The sequence below is a fragment of the Klebsiella sp. 54 genome, from assembly GCF_018223875.1.
GTDB lineage: Bacteria > Pseudomonadota > Gammaproteobacteria > Enterobacterales > Enterobacteriaceae > Klebsiella > Klebsiella quasipneumoniae.
In genome coordinates this window covers 183,399-199,276 of sequence record NZ_JAGRRA010000015.1, presented here as the reverse complement: position 1 = coordinate 199,276, position 15,878 = coordinate 183,399, and the positions used below count along the sequence as shown (strand labels likewise).

Genomic DNA, 15,878 nt, shown 5'->3' with positions numbered 1-15,878 from the left:
AAAATCCTGACAGCCTGACATGGCTGAATTAAGGCAAACAGGGGGAAATCCCTTTCATAATTAGGTAAAAAACATGAATGACGTACTTGATGAAATTGACCGGGCGATCCTTACTTGCCTGACTCAGGATGCCAGAGTCTCGTTGAAGGTATTGAGCGCGCGGGTGGGGCTGACCTCGCCGAGCATCGCCGAGCGGGTGAAGCGCCTGGAGGAGCGGGGCGTGATTCAGGGCTATGGGGCGCGGGTGAATCTCGCCGCGCTGGGCTACAGCCTGCAGGCGCTGGTGCGGGTTCGGCCGCTGCCTGGTCTACTGCAGAAGGTGGATAAATATATCCAGGCGATGCCGGAGTGCATCGAAAGTGACAAAGTGACCGGAGAGGATTGTTTCGTGATGCGACTGGTGGTGCGTGATATTGCCCAGCTGGATACGCTACTGGACGGCCTGGCCGAATTTGCGCAGTGCAATACCTCGGTGGTGAAAAGTTCGCCGGTGAAGAGGCGACTGCCCCCGCTGTGAGTTTTCCCGGAGGCGGTGCGGCGCACCTGACCGGACTACCAGACGGCACACCTGTAGCCTCGCTAAGCGAAGCGCGAGCGAGGAGATAGCAGAACAGGTGGCTGACGAGAGTGCAACAGCGGTGGGGGAAGGATGACTCGGCGCTAAAGCGCCTCGCCCTTCGGACCGTTGCCTTCGGCAACGTTCTCTCGCTACGCTCGAGTCGAACCTTAGTCGAAGCTTCTCATCCTTCCCCGTAGGGCAGAATATAGAGTATCGCAAGTGGAGTAAGCTGGGTAATACATGAAGGGATGGTGGTGGGGGAAGGATAACTCGGCGCTAAAGCGCCTCGCCCTTCGGGCCGTTGCCTGCGGCAACGTTCTCTCGCTACGCTCGAGTCGAACCTTAGTCGAAGCTTCTCATCCTTCCCCGTAGGGCAGAATATAAAGTATCGCAAGTGGAGTAAGCTGGGTAATACATGAAGGGATGGTGGTGGGGGAAGGATTCGAACCTTCGAAGTCGATGACGGCAGATTTACAGTCTGCTCCCTTTGGCCGCTCGGGAACCCCACCAGGGGTAAAATCACATTGTAGGCTATTCAGCAAAATGAATGGTGGTGGGGGAAGGATTCGAACCTTCGAAGTCGATGACGGCAGATTTACAGTCTGCTCCCTTTGGCCGCTCGGGAACCCCACCACGGGGTAGTGCTTAATACTGGCCTGCTTCCTTCTCGGGAAGCGGGGCGCATCATACCAAATGATGCGCCCCTGTAAAGCATTCCTTTGACAAAAATAAACTGGTTGCCTGATTTTTACCCGTAACGCCGTAAAGCTAACCAATTCATTTCTCAGTCGATTAAAGAATAATCGTCCGGTTGCCGTAGACGAAGACGCGCTGCGCCAGTACCTGATACAGCGCCCGGCTCAATACGTTTTTTTCGACATCGCGCCCGGCACGCATCATATCTTCTGCGGTATAAGTATGATCGACGTGAATGACGTCCTGCATAATGATGGGGCCTTCGTCCAGATTATCATTCACGTAGTGGGCGGTGGCGCCGATGATCTTCACGCCACGCTCATAGGCCTGATGATACGGACGCGCGCCGATAAACGCCGGCAGGAACGAGTGGTGAATGTTAATGATCTTGTTCGGGAAACGGGCGACAAATTCCGGCGTAAGCACGCGCATATACTTGGCCAGCACCACGTAATCCGGCTCGTGGGCGGCAATCGCGTCGCCCATCTGTTTGTCGTGCTCTTCGCGGCTCAGCCCTTCATGGCTGACCAGTTCAAACGGGATGCCAAAACGTTCCACCAGCGGGCGCAGGGTGTCATGGTTACCAATAACCGCGGCAATATCGACATCCAGCCCGCCGTAATTGGCTTTCATCAGCAGATCGCCGAGGCAGTGGGCCTCTTTCGTCACCAGAATCACCACCCGGCGGCGGCCTGCCGGATTGAGTTCACGAATCGAGCCTTCCGGCAGGGCGCTGTCCAGATCGGCCAGCAGAATAGCGTCGTTGAAAATGCCTTCCAGTTCGGTGCGCATAAAGAAACGACCGGTACGGTGGTCAACAAATTCGTTGTTCTGCACAATGTTAAGTTCGTGCTTGTAGCAGATATTGGTGATACGCGCGATGAGGCCTTTCTGATCAGGGCAAATAGTGCGTAGTACTTTACGTTGTAATGAATGCATCGCGAGGAAAATCCTGTAGTGTTTGCAAGCGCTGCGGCAGCGTTACTGGCCGCAGCATTTTTTAAATTTTTTACCTGAACCGCAAGGGCAGGGGTCGTTACGGCCAATCAGCGGTCGTGTCCCGTCGATATAGTACCACTGTCCATTTTCTTTTAAGAATCTGGAACGTTCAATAATGGCGCCCCGGCGGTTATTGTCATTAAAGCGGGCGATAAAGCTGACAAAGCCTTCATTTGCGGCTCGTCCTTCATCGCTGGCGAACAGGGTTAAGCCCAGCCATTCTGTGTGGGCAAAGCCTTTCTCCAGTTCGGCGCGAAACTGCCGCGCCTGACAGGACGGATGCCAGGTTTTGATCAGATAGTCGGCATCTTTCATGACGAACGCGCTGTAACGGGAGCGCATAAGCTGTGACGGGCCTGGCGCAAGCTCAGCGCCGGACAGATATCGCTGGCAACATGAGCTATACTCCAGTGCGCTGCCACAGGGGCATAATTGCGACAAAACTGCCTCCATGGAAGAATGAGTAACGGCGGTTCTACGCCAAAGGGCTTTATGTTAACTGAGCCGTGACAATGTTGCCACGCTCAGAGTGGAAGGATAGTTATCAGTACTAATGAGAAAGCTTAAAATTGGTCTGGCGTTAGGAGCGGGTGCCGCCCGCGGATGGTCGCATATTGGCGTCATCAACGCCCTCCAGCAGGCCGGCATTGAGATTGATATCGTGGCCGGTTGCTCTATCGGTTCGCTGGTAGGGGCGGCGTATGCCTGTAACCGGCTCCCGGCCCTTGAGTCCTGGGTCTGCTCTTTCAGCAACTGGGACGTTCTGAAACTGATGGACCTCTCCTGGCGCCGCGGTGGACTGTTGCGGGGTGAAAAGGTATTCAATCATTATCGCCGCATCATGCCCGTGACCGATATCGAACACTGCGAACGGCGATTTGCCGCCGTCGCGACAAATTTAAGCACTGGCAGGGAGCTGTGGTTTACCGAAGGCGATCTGCATTTAGCGATTCGAGCCTCCTGCAGTATGCCGGGGTTAATGTCGCCGGTAAGGCATAATGGTTACTGGCTGGTCGATGGCGCGGTGGTCAATCCGGTTCCCGTGTCGCTTACGCGGGCAATGGGGGCCGATATCGTGATTGCCGTGGATCTGCAACATGATGCCCACCTTATGCAGCAGGATTTATTCTCCCTCGAAGCGCCGCGGCGGGAAGCCGAAGCGAAGGAGGGGCCATGGCATACTCGTCTGCGCGCACGCTTGACGCAAATGAGTTCCCGCCGGACGGCCGTGACGCCGACGGCGATGGAGATCATGACCACTTCTATCCAGGTCCTGGAGAATCGTCTTAAACGCAATCGTATGGCGGGTGACCCGCCGGATATCCTGTTGCAACCGTACTGTCCACAAGTCTCGACGCTTGATTTCCATCGCGCCGGCGAGGCGATTACCGCAGGGCAGCTGGCGGTAGAAAAGAAAATGGATGAATTATTACCCTTAGTGCGTACCGCGATTTGACGCACGAGTACCTGACTTAAGCAAATTCTGACAGGCGATAGTGAGAATAGCGTGCCACTATTGAATTATCGTCAGCCAGGGGAGATATCATGACGCAGCCATTGGCGGGAAAACAGATTCTGATAGTTGAAGACGAACCCGTTTTCCGCTCACTCTTGCATGGATGGCTGACCTCGCTGGGAGCAACGACCTTCCAGGCAGAAGATGGCAAGGATGCCCTGCATAAAATGACGGAGGTGCATCCGGACCTGATGATTTGCGACATTTCGATGCCGAGAATGAACGGTCTGGAGCTGGTGGAGACGTTGCGTAATCGCGGCGAGCAGCTACCGATCCTGATGATTTCTGCTACCGAAAACATGGCCGATATAGCCAAAGCGTTGCGGCTTGGCGTTCAGGACGTGTTGTTAAAGCCAGTAAAAGATTTCAATCGCCTGCGTGAAACCGTTTATGCGTGCCTCTATCCTGCGATGTTCAGTTCACGTGTGGAAGAGGAAGAGCGTCTATTTGAGGACTGGGACGCGCTGGTCAGTAATCCTACCGCCGCCTCACGATTACTGCAGGAATTACAGCCGCCGGTGCAACAGGAAATGTCGCACTGCCGCATTCATTATCGCCAGCTGGTGTCGGCGGATAAACCCGGTCTGGTACTCGATATCGCGCCGCTCTCGGACAATGATTTGGCCTTCTATTGTCTGGATGTCACACGAGCAGGAGATAATGGCGTACTGGCAGCTTTATTATTGCGCGCGTTGTTCAATGGCTTGTTACAGGAGCAACTGGCGCATCAGGGACAACGGCTTCCAGAAATGGGGAGTCTGCTAAAACAGGTGAATCAGCTGCTGCGTCAGGCAAACCTTCCCGGTCAGTTTCCTTTGTTAGTGGGGTATTACCACAGCGGACTGAAAAATTTAATTCTGGTGTCGGCGGGGCTCAATGGCACGCTGAATACCGGTGAGCATCAAATTCAGATTAGTAATGGCGTTCCTTTGGGAACGTTGGGTAATGCTTACCTTAACCAAATTAGCCAGCGTTGTACCTCATGGCAGTGCCAAATTTGGGGGGCTGGAGGGCGTTTACGCTTAATGTTGTCTGCGGAATGAGCAATTACGGTTATATCTAAGCAGACGGGATTACCCGTTGCCCTTTAGCGGTGGTAACATCGAGCAGTTTTATGCGTAAAAGTCCTAATTCGAGGCTATCGGAAGCTTTTCAGACCAGTGAATACGCGGTTGACTGATATACTCGACACGTTATTTGTAACGAGAAGTTTAAAAAACAAACAGTCCAGGAGATTTCAATGGCTGCCCTTAATTCTAAAGTCAGAAAAGCGGTTATCCCGGTTGCGGGATTAGGCACCAGGATGCTGCCGGCCACCAAAGCGATTCCAAAAGAAATGCTGCCGCTGGTAGATAAGCCGTTAATTCAGTACGTTGTTAATGAATGTATCGCTGCAGGAATTACTGAAATTGTTCTGGTAACGCACTCGTCCAAAAACTCTATCGAAAACCATTTCGATACCAGTTTTGAGCTGGAAGCGATGCTGGAAAAACGTGTGAAACGCCAGCTGCTGGAAGAAGTGCAGTCTATTTGTCCGCCACACGTAACCATTATGCAAGTTCGTCAGGGCCTGGCAAAAGGTCTGGGACACGCGGTGCTTTGCGCCCATCCGGTGGTGGGTGATGAGCCGGTCGCAGTTATTCTGCCAGACGTTATTCTGGATGAATATGAATCCGATCTGAGCCGCGATAACCTCGCGGAGATGATCTCTCGTTTCGATGAGACCGGCGCCAGCCAGATTATGGTTGAGCCTGTCGACGACGTGACCGCCTATGGCGTGGTTGACTGCAAAGGTGAGTCTCTGCAGCCGGGCGAAAGCGTACCGATGGTGGGTGTGGTAGAGAAGCCGAAAGCTGACGTCGCGCCGTCCAACCTGGCGGTGGTGGGGCGCTATGTCCTCAGCGCCGATATCTGGCCGCTGCTGGCGAAGACACCTCCGGGTGCCGGTGATGAAATTCAGTTGACTGACGCGATTGATATGCTGATCGAAAAAGAGACGGTCGAAGCTTATCATATGAAAGGCAAGAGCCATGACTGCGGTAATAAGCTTGGCTACATGCAGGCGTTCGTCGAATATGGTATTCGCCACAAAACGCTGGGTGACGATTTTAAAGCCTGGCTGGAAACCGCGGTTGCGAAGTAATCCGCAGCGCTGCTGAAAGCACAAAACCGGGAGTCGCAATGCGCTCCCGGTTTTTTATATCGGCCCCTGGGGGCAAAAAAAATCCCGCCGCAGCGGGATTTTTATATCGTAACAACGGAGATTAGATCAGGAAATCGTCCAGTGATTTACCTTGCTCATCCATTGCTTTTTTGATCACCGCCGGGGTACGGCCCTGGCCGGTCCAGGTTTTGGTTTCGCCGTTTTCGTCGACATAGCTGTATTTAGCCGGACGTGCAGCACGCTTGGTTTTGGTACCGGCTTTAACGGCTGCCATGGTGCTCAGCAGTTCATTCGGATCAATACCGTCAGCGATCAGCATTTCACGATATTGCTGCAGCTTACGCGTACGTTCTTCAATTTCTGCCGCGGCGGCGTTTTCTTCTTCACGGCGCTCGTTAACAACGACTTCTAATTTTTCCAGCATTTCTTCGAGCGTTTCCAGGGTGCATTCTCTTGCCTGCGCACGAAGAGTACGGATGTTGTTCAAAATTTTAAGTGCTTCGCTCATTGTAGTAATCTCAAACTTATATTGTGGGGTGGTTTGTTGAACTAATAATAGAGCGATAAAATGCGTTGTGCAATAGGGGGGAATGTAAGGAATTCAAAATTACTGGTTATTTGTCGCGAGAATTAATTAATTTAAGTTAAAATTCCCGTGCCGCTTCACATCTTTCATCCTTATAGCGATGAGGAGAAGGTAAGCTAAAACACTGAGACGGTATGCTTTTTCTGAGCTACGGTGAGAAAAATTATCCTTTACATGGGTAAATAACCCTCGTCAGTATTAGCGCATTTTTGGTTACGAGACTTAATATAAAACAACGTGCGGCCCAGCTTATAGCCCATAGTTAACCGCCCTATAAGCACGAAAAGACAATGGTTACCCCGCCAGTAGCGTAACGGGGCGCACAAATAATGGCCCTGTAAATTCAATTCATCCTCTTAATCCTTTGGCTTTGCAGGCTCTTCGGCTGCGATACAATACCCCTGCTAAACGGGCGGCTGTACGCATAAAATATGGTATAATCGCCGCCGCGATAAAACACTTTGATTGGGGTCACGCAGCCGATGGCACAACTTTATTTCTACTACTCTGCAATGAATGCAGGTAAGTCGACCGCTCTGTTGCAATCTTCGTACAATTACCAGGAGCGGGGGATGCGTACCGTCGTTTATACCGCTGAGATTGATGACCGCTTTGGCGCCGGAAAAGTTAGCTCGCGTATCGGTCTCTCGTCGCCGGCCCGTTTGTATAATCCACAGACGTCGCTATATAACGATATTGCCGCAGAGCACAAGTTAAAACCGATTCACTGCGTGCTGGTGGACGAAAGCCAGTTTCTGACGCGCGAGCAGGTTCATGAGCTGTCTGAAGTTGTCGATACGCTGGACATTCCGGTGCTTTGCTATGGCCTGCGGACAGACTTTCGCGGTGAGCTCTTCACCGGTAGCCAGTATTTGCTGGCCTGGTCAGATAAGCTGGTGGAGCTAAAAACCATCTGTTTCTGCGGACGAAAGGCTAGCATGGTGCTGCGCCTCGATCAGGAGGGGCGTCCTTATAATGAGGGCGAGCAGGTCGTCATCGGCGGTAATGAACGGTACGTTTCAGTCTGTCGTAAGCATTATAAAGAAGCGCTGAGCGTCGGCTCGTTAACCCAGGTACAAAACCTGCACCGCCCCTGCTAATACGCGCAGAAGCTCGTCCAGGCGCCTGTAGGCGCCTTTTTTATTGCCTGCGCTCCGTTGGGTTAGCAGGGTTAAAGCATGGCTGACGGCAGGCAAAAAAAAGCCCCGTCAGATGACGGGGCTTGCAGAACGTTTATGCTTGTTGATTAAGCGGATTTTTTCGCTTTTTTCTCAGCTTTCACTGGTGCCGCTTCGGCTTTCGCGGCGGCTTCGCCTTCGACGAACTCGCGACCGTAGTAGGTATCCAGCAGGATCTGTTTCAGTTCGGAGATCAGCGGGTAGCGCGGGTTAGCGCCGGTGCACTGGTCATCGAATGCATCTTCAGACAGCTTATCAACGTGGGCCAGGAAGTCAGCTTCCTGAACGCCAGCTTCGCGGATAGATTTCGGAATACCCAGCTCAGCTTTCACGCTTTCCAGCCATGCCAGCAGTTTCTCGATTTTCGCTGCGGTGCGGTCGCCCGGTGCGGAGAGACCCAGGTGATCGGCGATTTCAGCGTAGCGACGACGAGCCTGCGGACGGTCGTACTGGCTGAACGCGGTCTGCTTGGTCGGGTTGTCATTCGCGTTGTAGCGGATAACGTTGCAGATCAGCAGGGCGTTGGCCAGACCGTGCGGGATATGGAACTGGGAACCCAGTTTGTGCGCCATGGAGTGGCACACGCCGAGGAAGGCGTTAGCAAACGCAATACCGGCGATGGTAGCGGCACTGTGTACGCGCTCGCGGGCAACCGGGTTCTTGGAACCTTCGTGGTAGGACGCCGGCAGGTACTCTTTCAGCAGCTTCAGCGCCTGCAGAGCCTGGCCGTCAGAGAACTCAGAAGCCAGAACGGAAACGTAAGCTTCCAGGGCGTGGGTCACTGCATCCAGACCACCGAACGCACACAGCGATTTCGGCATATCCATCACCAGGTTGGCATCGACGATGGCCATATCCGGGGTCAGCGCGTAGTCCGCCAGCGGATATTTCTGACCTGTCGCGTCGTCGGTCACAACGGCGAACGGCGTAACTTCAGAACCGGTACCGGAGGTGGTAGTGATCGCCACCATCTTGGCTTTAACGCCCATTTTCGGGAACTTGTAGATACGTTTACGGATATCCATAAAGCGCAGGGCCAGTTCTTCGAAGTGGGTTTCCGGATGTTCGTACATGACCCACATGATTTTCGCCGCATCCATCGGGGAACCGCCGCCCAGCGCGATGATCACGTCTGGTTTGAAGGAGTTCGCCAGTTCAGCACCTTTACGTACGATGGTCAGCGTCGGGTCAGCTTCAACTTCGAAGAAGACTTCAGTTTCCACACCCGCAGCTTTCAGTACGGAGGTGATCTGATCGGCATAACCGTTGTTGAACAGGAAGCGGTCAGTCACGATCAGCGCGCGTTTGTGACCATCAGTAATCACTTCATCCAGTGCGATAGGCAGGGAGCCACGACGGAAGTAGATAGATTTCGGAAGTTTGTGCCACAACATGTTTTCAGCTCGCTTAGCAACGGTTTTCTTGTTGATCAGGTGTTTCGGACCAACGTTTTCAGAGATGGAGTTACCACCCCAGGAACCACAACCCAGAGTCAGGGAAGGAGCGAGTTTGAAGTTGTACAGGTCACCGATACCACCCTGAGAAGCCGGGGTGTTGATCAGGATACGCGCCGTTTTCATCATCTGGCCGAAGTAAGCCACGCGAGCCGGCTGGTTATCCTGGTCGGTGTACAGGCAAGAGGTATGACCGATACCGCCCATGGCGACCAGTTTTTCTGCTTTGGTCACGGCGTCTTCGAAATCTTTCGCACGGTACATCGCCAGCGTCGGAGACAGTTTTTCGTGAGCAAACGGCTCGCTTTCGTCAACGTCGGTGACTTCGCCAATCAGGATTTTAGTCGTGGCCGGTACGGTGAAGCCTGCCAGTTCAGCGATTTTCGCTGCAGGCTGACCAACGATAGCGGCGTTCAGCGCGCCATTTTTCAGGATAATGTCCTGAACGGCTTTCAGCTCTTTACCCTGCAGCAGGTAGCCGCCGTGGCTGGCGAAACGTTCGCGAACCGCGTCATAAACGGAATCAACCACCACAACGGACTGCTCAGAAGCACAGATAACGCCGTTATCGAAGGTTTTAGACATCAGAACGGAAGCAACGGCGCGTTTGATGTCAGCCGTTTCATCAATCACCACCGGGGTGTTACCGGCACCTACGCCGATAGCAGGTTTACCGGAGCTGTATGCTGCTTTCACCATGCCTGGACCACCGGTTGCAAGGATCAGGTTGATATCCGGGTGGTGCATCAGGGCGTTAGACAGCTCAACAGACGGCTGATCGATCCAACCAATCAGGTCTTTCGGTGCGCCGGCAGCGATGGCAGCCTGCAGGACAATGTCAGCCGCTTTGTTAGTGGCTTCTTTAGCACGCGGGTGCGGAGAGAAAATGATGGCGTTACGCGTCTTCAGGCTGATGAGCGATTTGAAGATGGCTGTTGAAGTCGGGTTCGTGGTCGGAACGATACCGCAGATGATGCCGATAGGTTCAGCGATAGTGATGGTACCAAAAGTGTCGTCTTCTGACAGGACGCCACAGGTTTTTTCGTCTTTATAAGCGTTGTAGATGTATTCGGAAGCGAAGTGGTTTTTGATCACTTTGTCTTCAACGATGCCCATGCCGGATTCGGCAACGGCCATTTTGGCGAGAGGGATTCGAGCATCTGCAGCGGCCAGCGCGGCGGCGCGGAAGATTTTGTCGACTTGTTCTTGAGTGAAACTGGCATATTCACGCTGGGCTTTCTTGACACGCTCAACAAGCGCGTTCAGTTCAGCGATATTAGTAACAGCCATAATGCTCTCCTGATAATGTTAAACTTTTTTAGTAAATCAGTCGCTCGATTCGACATTATAGACAGGCTGTAAACAGCTTGCATGTAAATGTTTATGTAGGAAAATCAGGACGCTGTTTTACCGATTTACTAAAAAAGCTTTATCTTTTTAACTTTCAGGTACTGCTGCCTTCCACTCTGTTGGTGTCATCAAGATTACTCACTTCTGAGTACAAATTACGTGATTTAGATCAAGTATTGGCACTGCTGATACCTTTCAGCTGACTGCTTTTTGACCGGTTCGATCAAGTGTAATGGGAGGGTTTTGAAATTAAAAAAACGATTAGCATTAAAACTACAAATAGCTAACATTCGATACATATCACCGGGTTATGCATATTTATAATGAATATTGCATGCAAAAAGCGTATGTTTCGCGCAGTTATTTTATGCTGTTAACAGTCAACCGCCAATTTTGATGATGCTGCGGAGCCCATTGTGACTCAATCACTGTTCGATTTTTCTGCATATTTCAAGTTTTTCATCGGCTTATTTGCTCTGGTTAACCCGGTGGGCATTATTCCGGTGTTCATTAGTATGACCAGCTACCAACCGGCAGCAGTGCGCAATAAGACCAACCTGACCGCCAACCTGTCGGTGGCGATCATCCTCCTGACGTCATTGTTTCTCGGCGATGGCATTCTGCAGATTTTTGGTATCTCCATTGATTCATTCCGTATCGCCGGCGGCATCCTGGTGGTGACCATCGCGATGTCGATGATCAGCGGTAAGCTCGGTGAAGATAAGCAGAACAAGCAGGAGAAGTCGGAGACGGCGGTGCGGGAGAGCATCGGCGTGGTTCCTCTCGCGCTACCGCTGATGGCCGGACCGGGGGCAATCAGTTCCACTATCGTGTGGGGTACGCGGTATCACTCCTGGGTGCACCTCGTCGGTTTTTCACTGGCGATTGCCGTCTTTGCCCTCTGCTGCTGGGGGATTTTCCGCATGGCGCCGTGGCTGGTGCGTCTGCTAGGGCAGACAGGGATCAACGTTATCACCCGTATTATGGGCCTGCTGCTGATGGCCCTTGGCATTGAGTTTATTGTGACGGGGATTAAAGCGCTCTTTCCGGGGCTGCTGAGTTAGCTGGTTGCCACGCAGGCGGGTAGGTTCCCTTCTCGCCTGCGCGATTATTAGCAAAACCTATTAGCCAGCGCGTAACCGGCGGTAGGAATAACATTTTGCGATATCGCTATTAATTCCATAATTTTCATTAATATATGAAATATTTCTCTTAACATTCCCCTCACGTCTCCCCATCCTGTGATGTTATTTTCTTCACATCATTCTCTGGTACTTGCTGTCGGATCATCGAAATGATATTAGTAATTTTAACAAGGCTGTAGATGAATGTGCTAAAAAGTAATCTATTGTTAAATTTTTGTACAAAAAATCATCTTGCGGTCGTTGATCAGTATGTTGGCTGGTGAAAGTGTCATAACTAAATGATTAATAATGATATTTTTCTATCGGCGTTTTGTGACAACCGCGAGTAACGCTGGCAAAGCCGGCAATAAAAGAGAATCCGGTAACATATTTGCAAATTGCATTGGCGGAGGTGTTTACCTTTTGGTACTTTCCGCCGTTATCGTCTGCTGAATTATGTGCGTAAATGAGAATCATTTTTAATGATCTCGCTATGCCGGAACTGCCCCCCAGCGAGGGGGAACGAATCGACGTTAAGACTGCCGTTCGAGCGGTCGTAATAAATAAGTCGGTGATAGCAATCTGCCAATCGCAAACACTCCTGCGCTGGACAGATCCCCTAAACGGGAAAAAAACAGGCTGGTTAAAAAACCAGTAATTATAATGACTGGAGTTACAACACAATGACCATCATCACTAAAAAACGTTTGATCGCCGCAGGAGTGCTATCCGCACTCATGGCCGGCAATATGGCTATGGCAGCGGATGTCCCGGCCGGTGTGCAGCTTTCGGATAAGCAAACGCTGGTGCGAAATAGCGGCGCCGAACCGCAATCGCTGGACCCGAATAAAATCGAAGGGGTGCCTGAGGCGAATATTAGCCGCGACCTGTTCGAAGGCTTGCTGAATACCTCGCCGAAAGATGGCCACCCGATCCCTGGCGTGGCAGAGAGCTGGGATAATAAAGATTTCAAAGTCTGGACTTTCCATCTGCGTAAAGATGCGAAATGGTCTAACGGCGAGCCGGTGACCGCCCAGGACTTCGTTTATAGCTGGCAGCGTCTGGTGGATCCGAAAACCGCGTCTCCTTATGCCAGCTATCCGCAGTATGGTCATATCGTGAACGTCGACGAAATCATTGACGGCAAGAAAGCTCCGAGCGAACTGGGCGTAAAAGCCATTGACGACCACACGCTGGAAGTCACCCTCAGCGAGCCAGTACCCTATTTTTATAAACTGCTGGTTAACCCGGCGATGTCTCCTGTCTACAAACCAGCGATTGAAAAATTTGGCGAGAAGTGGACGCAGCCTGGCAATATCGTCACCAATGGCGCGTACACCCTGAAAGACTGGGTGGTCAACGAACGTATCGTCATGGAGCGCAACCCACATTACTGGGATAATGCCAAAACCGTTATTAACACTGTCACCTGGCTGCCGACCTCTTCTGAAGTGACCTATGTTAACCGTTACCGTAGCGGTGAGCTGGATATGACCTATAACCAGCTGCCGATCGAGCTCTTCCAGAAACTGAAAAAAGAGATCCCGAACGAGCTGCACGTTGACCCGTATCTGTGTACTTATTACTACGAAATTAACAATCAGAAAGCACCGTTCACCGACGTGCGCGTACGTACCGCGCTGAAGCTGGGTCTGGACCGCGACATTATTGCCAATAAGGTAAAAGGACAGGGCGATCTGCCGGCCTACGGCTACACCCCGCCGTATACCGATGGCGCGAAACTGACCGAGCCGGAATGGTTTACCTGGTCGCAGGAAAAACGGAATGAAGAAGCGAAAAAACTGCTGGCCGAAGCCGGCTATAGCGCCGATAAACCGTTGACCTTCAACCTGCTGTATAACACCTCTGATTTGCACAAGAAGCTGGCGATTGCCGCCGCCTCGCTGTGGCGTAAAAACCTGGGCATTGACGTGAAGTTAGTCAACCAGGAGTGGAAAACGTTCCTCGATACCCGTCATCAGGGTACCTATGACGTGGCGCGTGCAGGCTGGTGCGCCGACTATAACGAGCCAACCTCATTCCTGAATACCATGCTTTCAGACAGCTCAATGAACACTGCGCACTATAAGAGCCCGGCGTTCGATAAGATTATGGCTGAATCCGTGAAAGCATCCGATGAAGCGCAGCGCACTGCAGCCTATGCGAAAGCAGAGCAGCAGCTGGACAAAGACAGCGCGATCGTACCGGTCTATTACTACGTTAACGCCCGCCTGGTGAAACCGTGGGTCGGTGGCTACACCGGTAAAGACCCGATGGATAACGTCTATACCAAAGACCTTTACGTTATCAAACATTAATGGCAATACGTGGAGCGGGCCTGTGCTCGCTCCATCGTGTCTTATTTGAGAGCAGTGCAAAGGCACACGCCAGAAGGTACGGGCAATGTTAAAATTTATCTTACGTCGCTGTCTGGAAGCGATTCCGACGCTATTCATTCTTATTACCATTTCATTCTTCATGATGCGTCTGGCTCCGGGAAGTCCTTTTACCGGGGAACGCACGCTACCGCCGGAAGTCATGGCGAATATTGAAGCAAAATACCATTTAAACGACCCCATCATGACGCAGTACTTCAATTACCTGAAGCAGCTGGCGCATGGCGATTTTGGTCCCTCCTTTAAATACAAAGATTATTCGGTCAACGATCTGGTGGCGGCCAGCTTCCCGGTTTCGGCGAAACTGGGCTTCGCTGCCTTTTTGCTGGCGGTAGTGATCGGCGTCGCTGCGGGCGTTATTGCCGCTTTGAAGCAGAATACCCGCTGGGACTATGCGGTGATGGGGGTAGCCATGACCGGCGTGGTTATTCCGAGCTTTGTGGTGGCGCCTCTGCTGGTGATGATCTTTGCTATTACCCTGCACTGGCTGCCGGGCGGCGGCTGGAACGGCGGGGCGTTGAAATTTATGATCCTGCCGATGGTGGCGCTTTCCCTGGCCTATATCGCCAGCATCGCGCGAATTACCCGCGGCTCAATGATTGAAGTGCTGCACTCTAACTTTATCCGCACCGCGCGGGCGAAGGGGCTGCCGATGCGCCGCATTATTTTGCGCCATGCGCTGAAGCCGGCGCTGCTGCCGGTGCTCTCCTATATGGGGCCGGCTTTCGTGGGCATCATTACGGGCTCAATGGTCATTGAAACCATTTACGGCCTGCCGGGGATTGGCCAGCTGTTCGTTAACGGGGCGCTTAACCGCGACTACTCGCTGGTGCTCAGCCTGACGATCCTCGTGGGTGCCCTGACTATTCTGTTCAACGCCATCGTTGACGTGCTTTACGCCGTTATCGATCCGAAGATTCGCTACTGAAGCCGGAGTTCGCCATGATGTTAAGTAAGAAAAATAGCGAGGCGCTGGAAAACTTCAGTGAGAAGCTGGAAGTGGAGGGGCGTAGCCTCTGGCAGGATGCGCGTCGCCGCTTTATGCATAACCGCGCCGCGGTCACCAGCTTGATTATGCTGGTGCTCATTGCGCTGTTCGTGACCTTCGCGCCGATGGTGTCGTCATTCTCCTATTTCGATACCGACTGGGGCATGATGTCCAATGCCCCGGACATGGCCTCTGGCCACTACTTTGGGACCGACTCCTCCGGTCGCGATCTGCTGGTGCGCGTGGCGATCGGCGGGCGTATTTCGCTGATGGTTGGGGTGGCGGCGGCGCTGGTGGCGGTGATCCTCGGCACGCTGTACGGTTCGCTTTCCGGGTATCTCGGCGGCAAAGTGGATTCGGTGATGATGCGTCTGCTGGAGATCCTCAACTCCTTCCCGTTTATGTTCTTCGTTATCCTGCTGGTGACCTTTTTTGGTCAGAATATCCTGTTGATTTTTGTCGCTATCGGCATGGTCTCCTGGCTGGACATGGCCCGTATCGTACGCGGACAGACCTTGAGCCTGAAGCGCAAAGAGTTTATTGAGGCGGCGCAGGTCGGCGGGGTCTCCACAGCGAGCATCGTGCTGCGCCATATCGTTCCTAATGTGCTGGGTGTGGTGGTGGTGTACGCCTCGCTGCTGGTCCCCAGTATGATCCTCTTTGAATCCTTCCTCAGCTTCCTGGGGCTGGGGACGCAGGAGCCGCTCAGCAGCTGGGGGGCATTGCTCAGCGATGGCGCCAACTCAATGGAGGTCTCGCCCTGGCTGTTGCTGTTCCCGGCGGGTTTCCTGGTGGTGACCCTGTTCTGTTTCAACTTTATCGGCGATGGTCTGCGTGATGCCCTCGACCCGAAAGACCGCTAAGGAGC

Annotated in this window: 14 protein-coding genes, 2 tRNA genes and 2 other RNA genes; 10 read left to right on the top strand and 8 right to left on the bottom strand. The window is 52.6% G+C overall.

Translation table 11 applies throughout. The annotated features are described in order from the left end of the window. Positions 1-73: 73 nt before the first annotated feature. Positions 74-517, top strand: coding sequence for an Lrp/AsnC family transcriptional regulator (locus tag KHQ24_RS23715; RefSeq protein ID WP_004203179.1), 444 nt, complete (start codon positions 74-76; stop codon positions 515-517). 116 nt (positions 518-633) lie between these two features. Here KHQ24_RS23715 and KHQ24_RS23710 read toward each other — a convergent pair. The 6 genes from KHQ24_RS23710 to KHQ24_RS23685 all read right to left on the bottom strand — a co-directional run bounded on the left by KHQ24_RS23710 (position 634) and on the right by KHQ24_RS23685 (position 2,695). Next, positions 634-765: non-coding RNA, RtT sRNA (locus KHQ24_RS23710), on the bottom strand. Positions 766-808: 43 nt separating this feature from the next. Further along, positions 809-940, bottom strand: a non-coding RNA gene (locus KHQ24_RS23705) — RtT sRNA. Between the two features lie 43 nt (positions 941-983). Beyond that, positions 984-1,068 (bottom strand) — tRNA-Tyr (locus KHQ24_RS23700). 39 nt (positions 1,069-1,107) lie between these two features. After that, positions 1,108-1,192: transfer RNA gene (locus tag KHQ24_RS23695), tRNA-Tyr, on the bottom strand. 159 nt (positions 1,193-1,351) lie between these two features. After that, entirely contained in the window at positions 1,352-2,194 is an 843-nt protein-coding gene (gene purU, locus KHQ24_RS23690; protein ID WP_004203178.1) for a formyltetrahydrofolate deformylase, read from the bottom strand. Positions 2,195-2,236: 42 nt separating this feature from the next. Further along, the gene (locus tag KHQ24_RS23685; RefSeq protein ID WP_211777505.1) at positions 2,237-2,695 is read right to left on the bottom strand and encodes a YchJ family protein; all 459 of its coding nucleotides are present in this window, start codon (positions 2,693-2,695) and stop codon (positions 2,237-2,239) included. A 112-nt stretch (positions 2,696-2,807) separates the two neighbouring features. Here KHQ24_RS23685 and rssA point away from each other — a divergent pair, with 112 nt between their 5' ends. From rssA to galU, 3 genes are all read left to right on the top strand, one after another. Next, positions 2,808-3,710 carry a patatin-like phospholipase RssA gene (rssA, locus tag KHQ24_RS23680; RefSeq protein ID WP_053810222.1) on the top strand — a complete coding sequence of 301 codons (903 nt, stop codon included), beginning with the start codon at positions 2,808-2,810 and terminating at the stop codon, positions 3,708-3,710. Between the two features lie 89 nt (positions 3,711-3,799). Continuing rightward, positions 3,800-4,813: a two-component system response regulator RssB gene (gene rssB / locus KHQ24_RS23675; protein ID WP_004203169.1), complete on the top strand. Its 1,014-nt coding sequence runs from the start codon at positions 3,800-3,802 to the stop codon at positions 4,811-4,813. Positions 4,814-5,010: 197 nt separating this feature from the next. Beyond that, complete coding sequence (galU, locus tag KHQ24_RS23670; RefSeq protein ID WP_043519787.1) at positions 5,011-5,913, top strand: UTP--glucose-1-phosphate uridylyltransferase GalU; 903 nt, start codon at positions 5,011-5,013, stop codon at positions 5,911-5,913. Positions 5,914-6,034: 121 nt separating this feature from the next. On the opposite strand, the gene hns is transcribed toward galU, so the two are convergent. Beyond that, a complete protein-coding gene (gene hns / locus KHQ24_RS23665; protein WP_002910103.1) occupies positions 6,035-6,442 on the bottom strand; it encodes a histone-like nucleoid-structuring protein H-NS in 408 nt (135 codons plus the stop codon). Positions 6,443-7,002: 560 nt separating this feature from the next. Here hns and tdk point away from each other — a divergent pair. Further along, the gene (tdk, locus tag KHQ24_RS23660; protein ID WP_025999297.1) at positions 7,003-7,620 is read left to right on the top strand and encodes a thymidine kinase; all 618 of its coding nucleotides are present in this window, start codon (positions 7,003-7,005) and stop codon (positions 7,618-7,620) included. Between the two features lie 146 nt (positions 7,621-7,766). Here the strand turns inward: tdk and adhE are convergent, their stop codons facing one another. Beyond that, positions 7,767-10,442, bottom strand: a complete 2,676-nt coding sequence (adhE, locus tag KHQ24_RS23655; RefSeq protein ID WP_004203165.1) for a bifunctional acetaldehyde-CoA/alcohol dehydrogenase — start codon at positions 10,440-10,442, stop codon at positions 7,767-7,769. Between the two features lie 77 nt (positions 10,443-10,519). Here adhE and KHQ24_RS23650 point away from each other — a divergent pair, with 77 nt between their 5' ends. The 5 genes from KHQ24_RS23650 (at position 10,520) to oppC (ending at position 15,873) form a co-directional block, all read left to right on the top strand. Then, entirely contained in the window at positions 10,520-10,705 is a 186-nt protein-coding gene (locus KHQ24_RS23650) for a hypothetical protein (RefSeq protein ID WP_032425908.1), read from the top strand. Between the two features lie 213 nt (positions 10,706-10,918). Beyond that, positions 10,919-11,566 (top strand): YchE family NAAT transporter, encoded by a 648-nt coding sequence (locus tag KHQ24_RS23645; protein ID WP_002910095.1) that lies wholly within the window; start codon positions 10,919-10,921, stop codon positions 11,564-11,566. A gap of 743 nt (positions 11,567-12,309) precedes the next feature. Then, entirely contained in the window at positions 12,310-13,944 is a 1,635-nt protein-coding gene (gene oppA / locus KHQ24_RS23640) for an oligopeptide ABC transporter substrate-binding protein OppA (RefSeq protein ID WP_004203164.1), read from the top strand. Between the two features lie 85 nt (positions 13,945-14,029). Further along, complete coding sequence (oppB, locus tag KHQ24_RS23635) at positions 14,030-14,950, top strand: oligopeptide ABC transporter permease OppB (RefSeq protein WP_002910089.1); 921 nt, start codon at positions 14,030-14,032, stop codon at positions 14,948-14,950. Between the two features lie 14 nt (positions 14,951-14,964). Further along, complete coding sequence (gene oppC / locus KHQ24_RS23630; RefSeq protein WP_004145396.1) at positions 14,965-15,873, top strand: oligopeptide ABC transporter permease OppC; 909 nt, start codon at positions 14,965-14,967, stop codon at positions 15,871-15,873. The last annotated feature ends 5 nt before the right edge of the window (positions 15,874-15,878 follow it).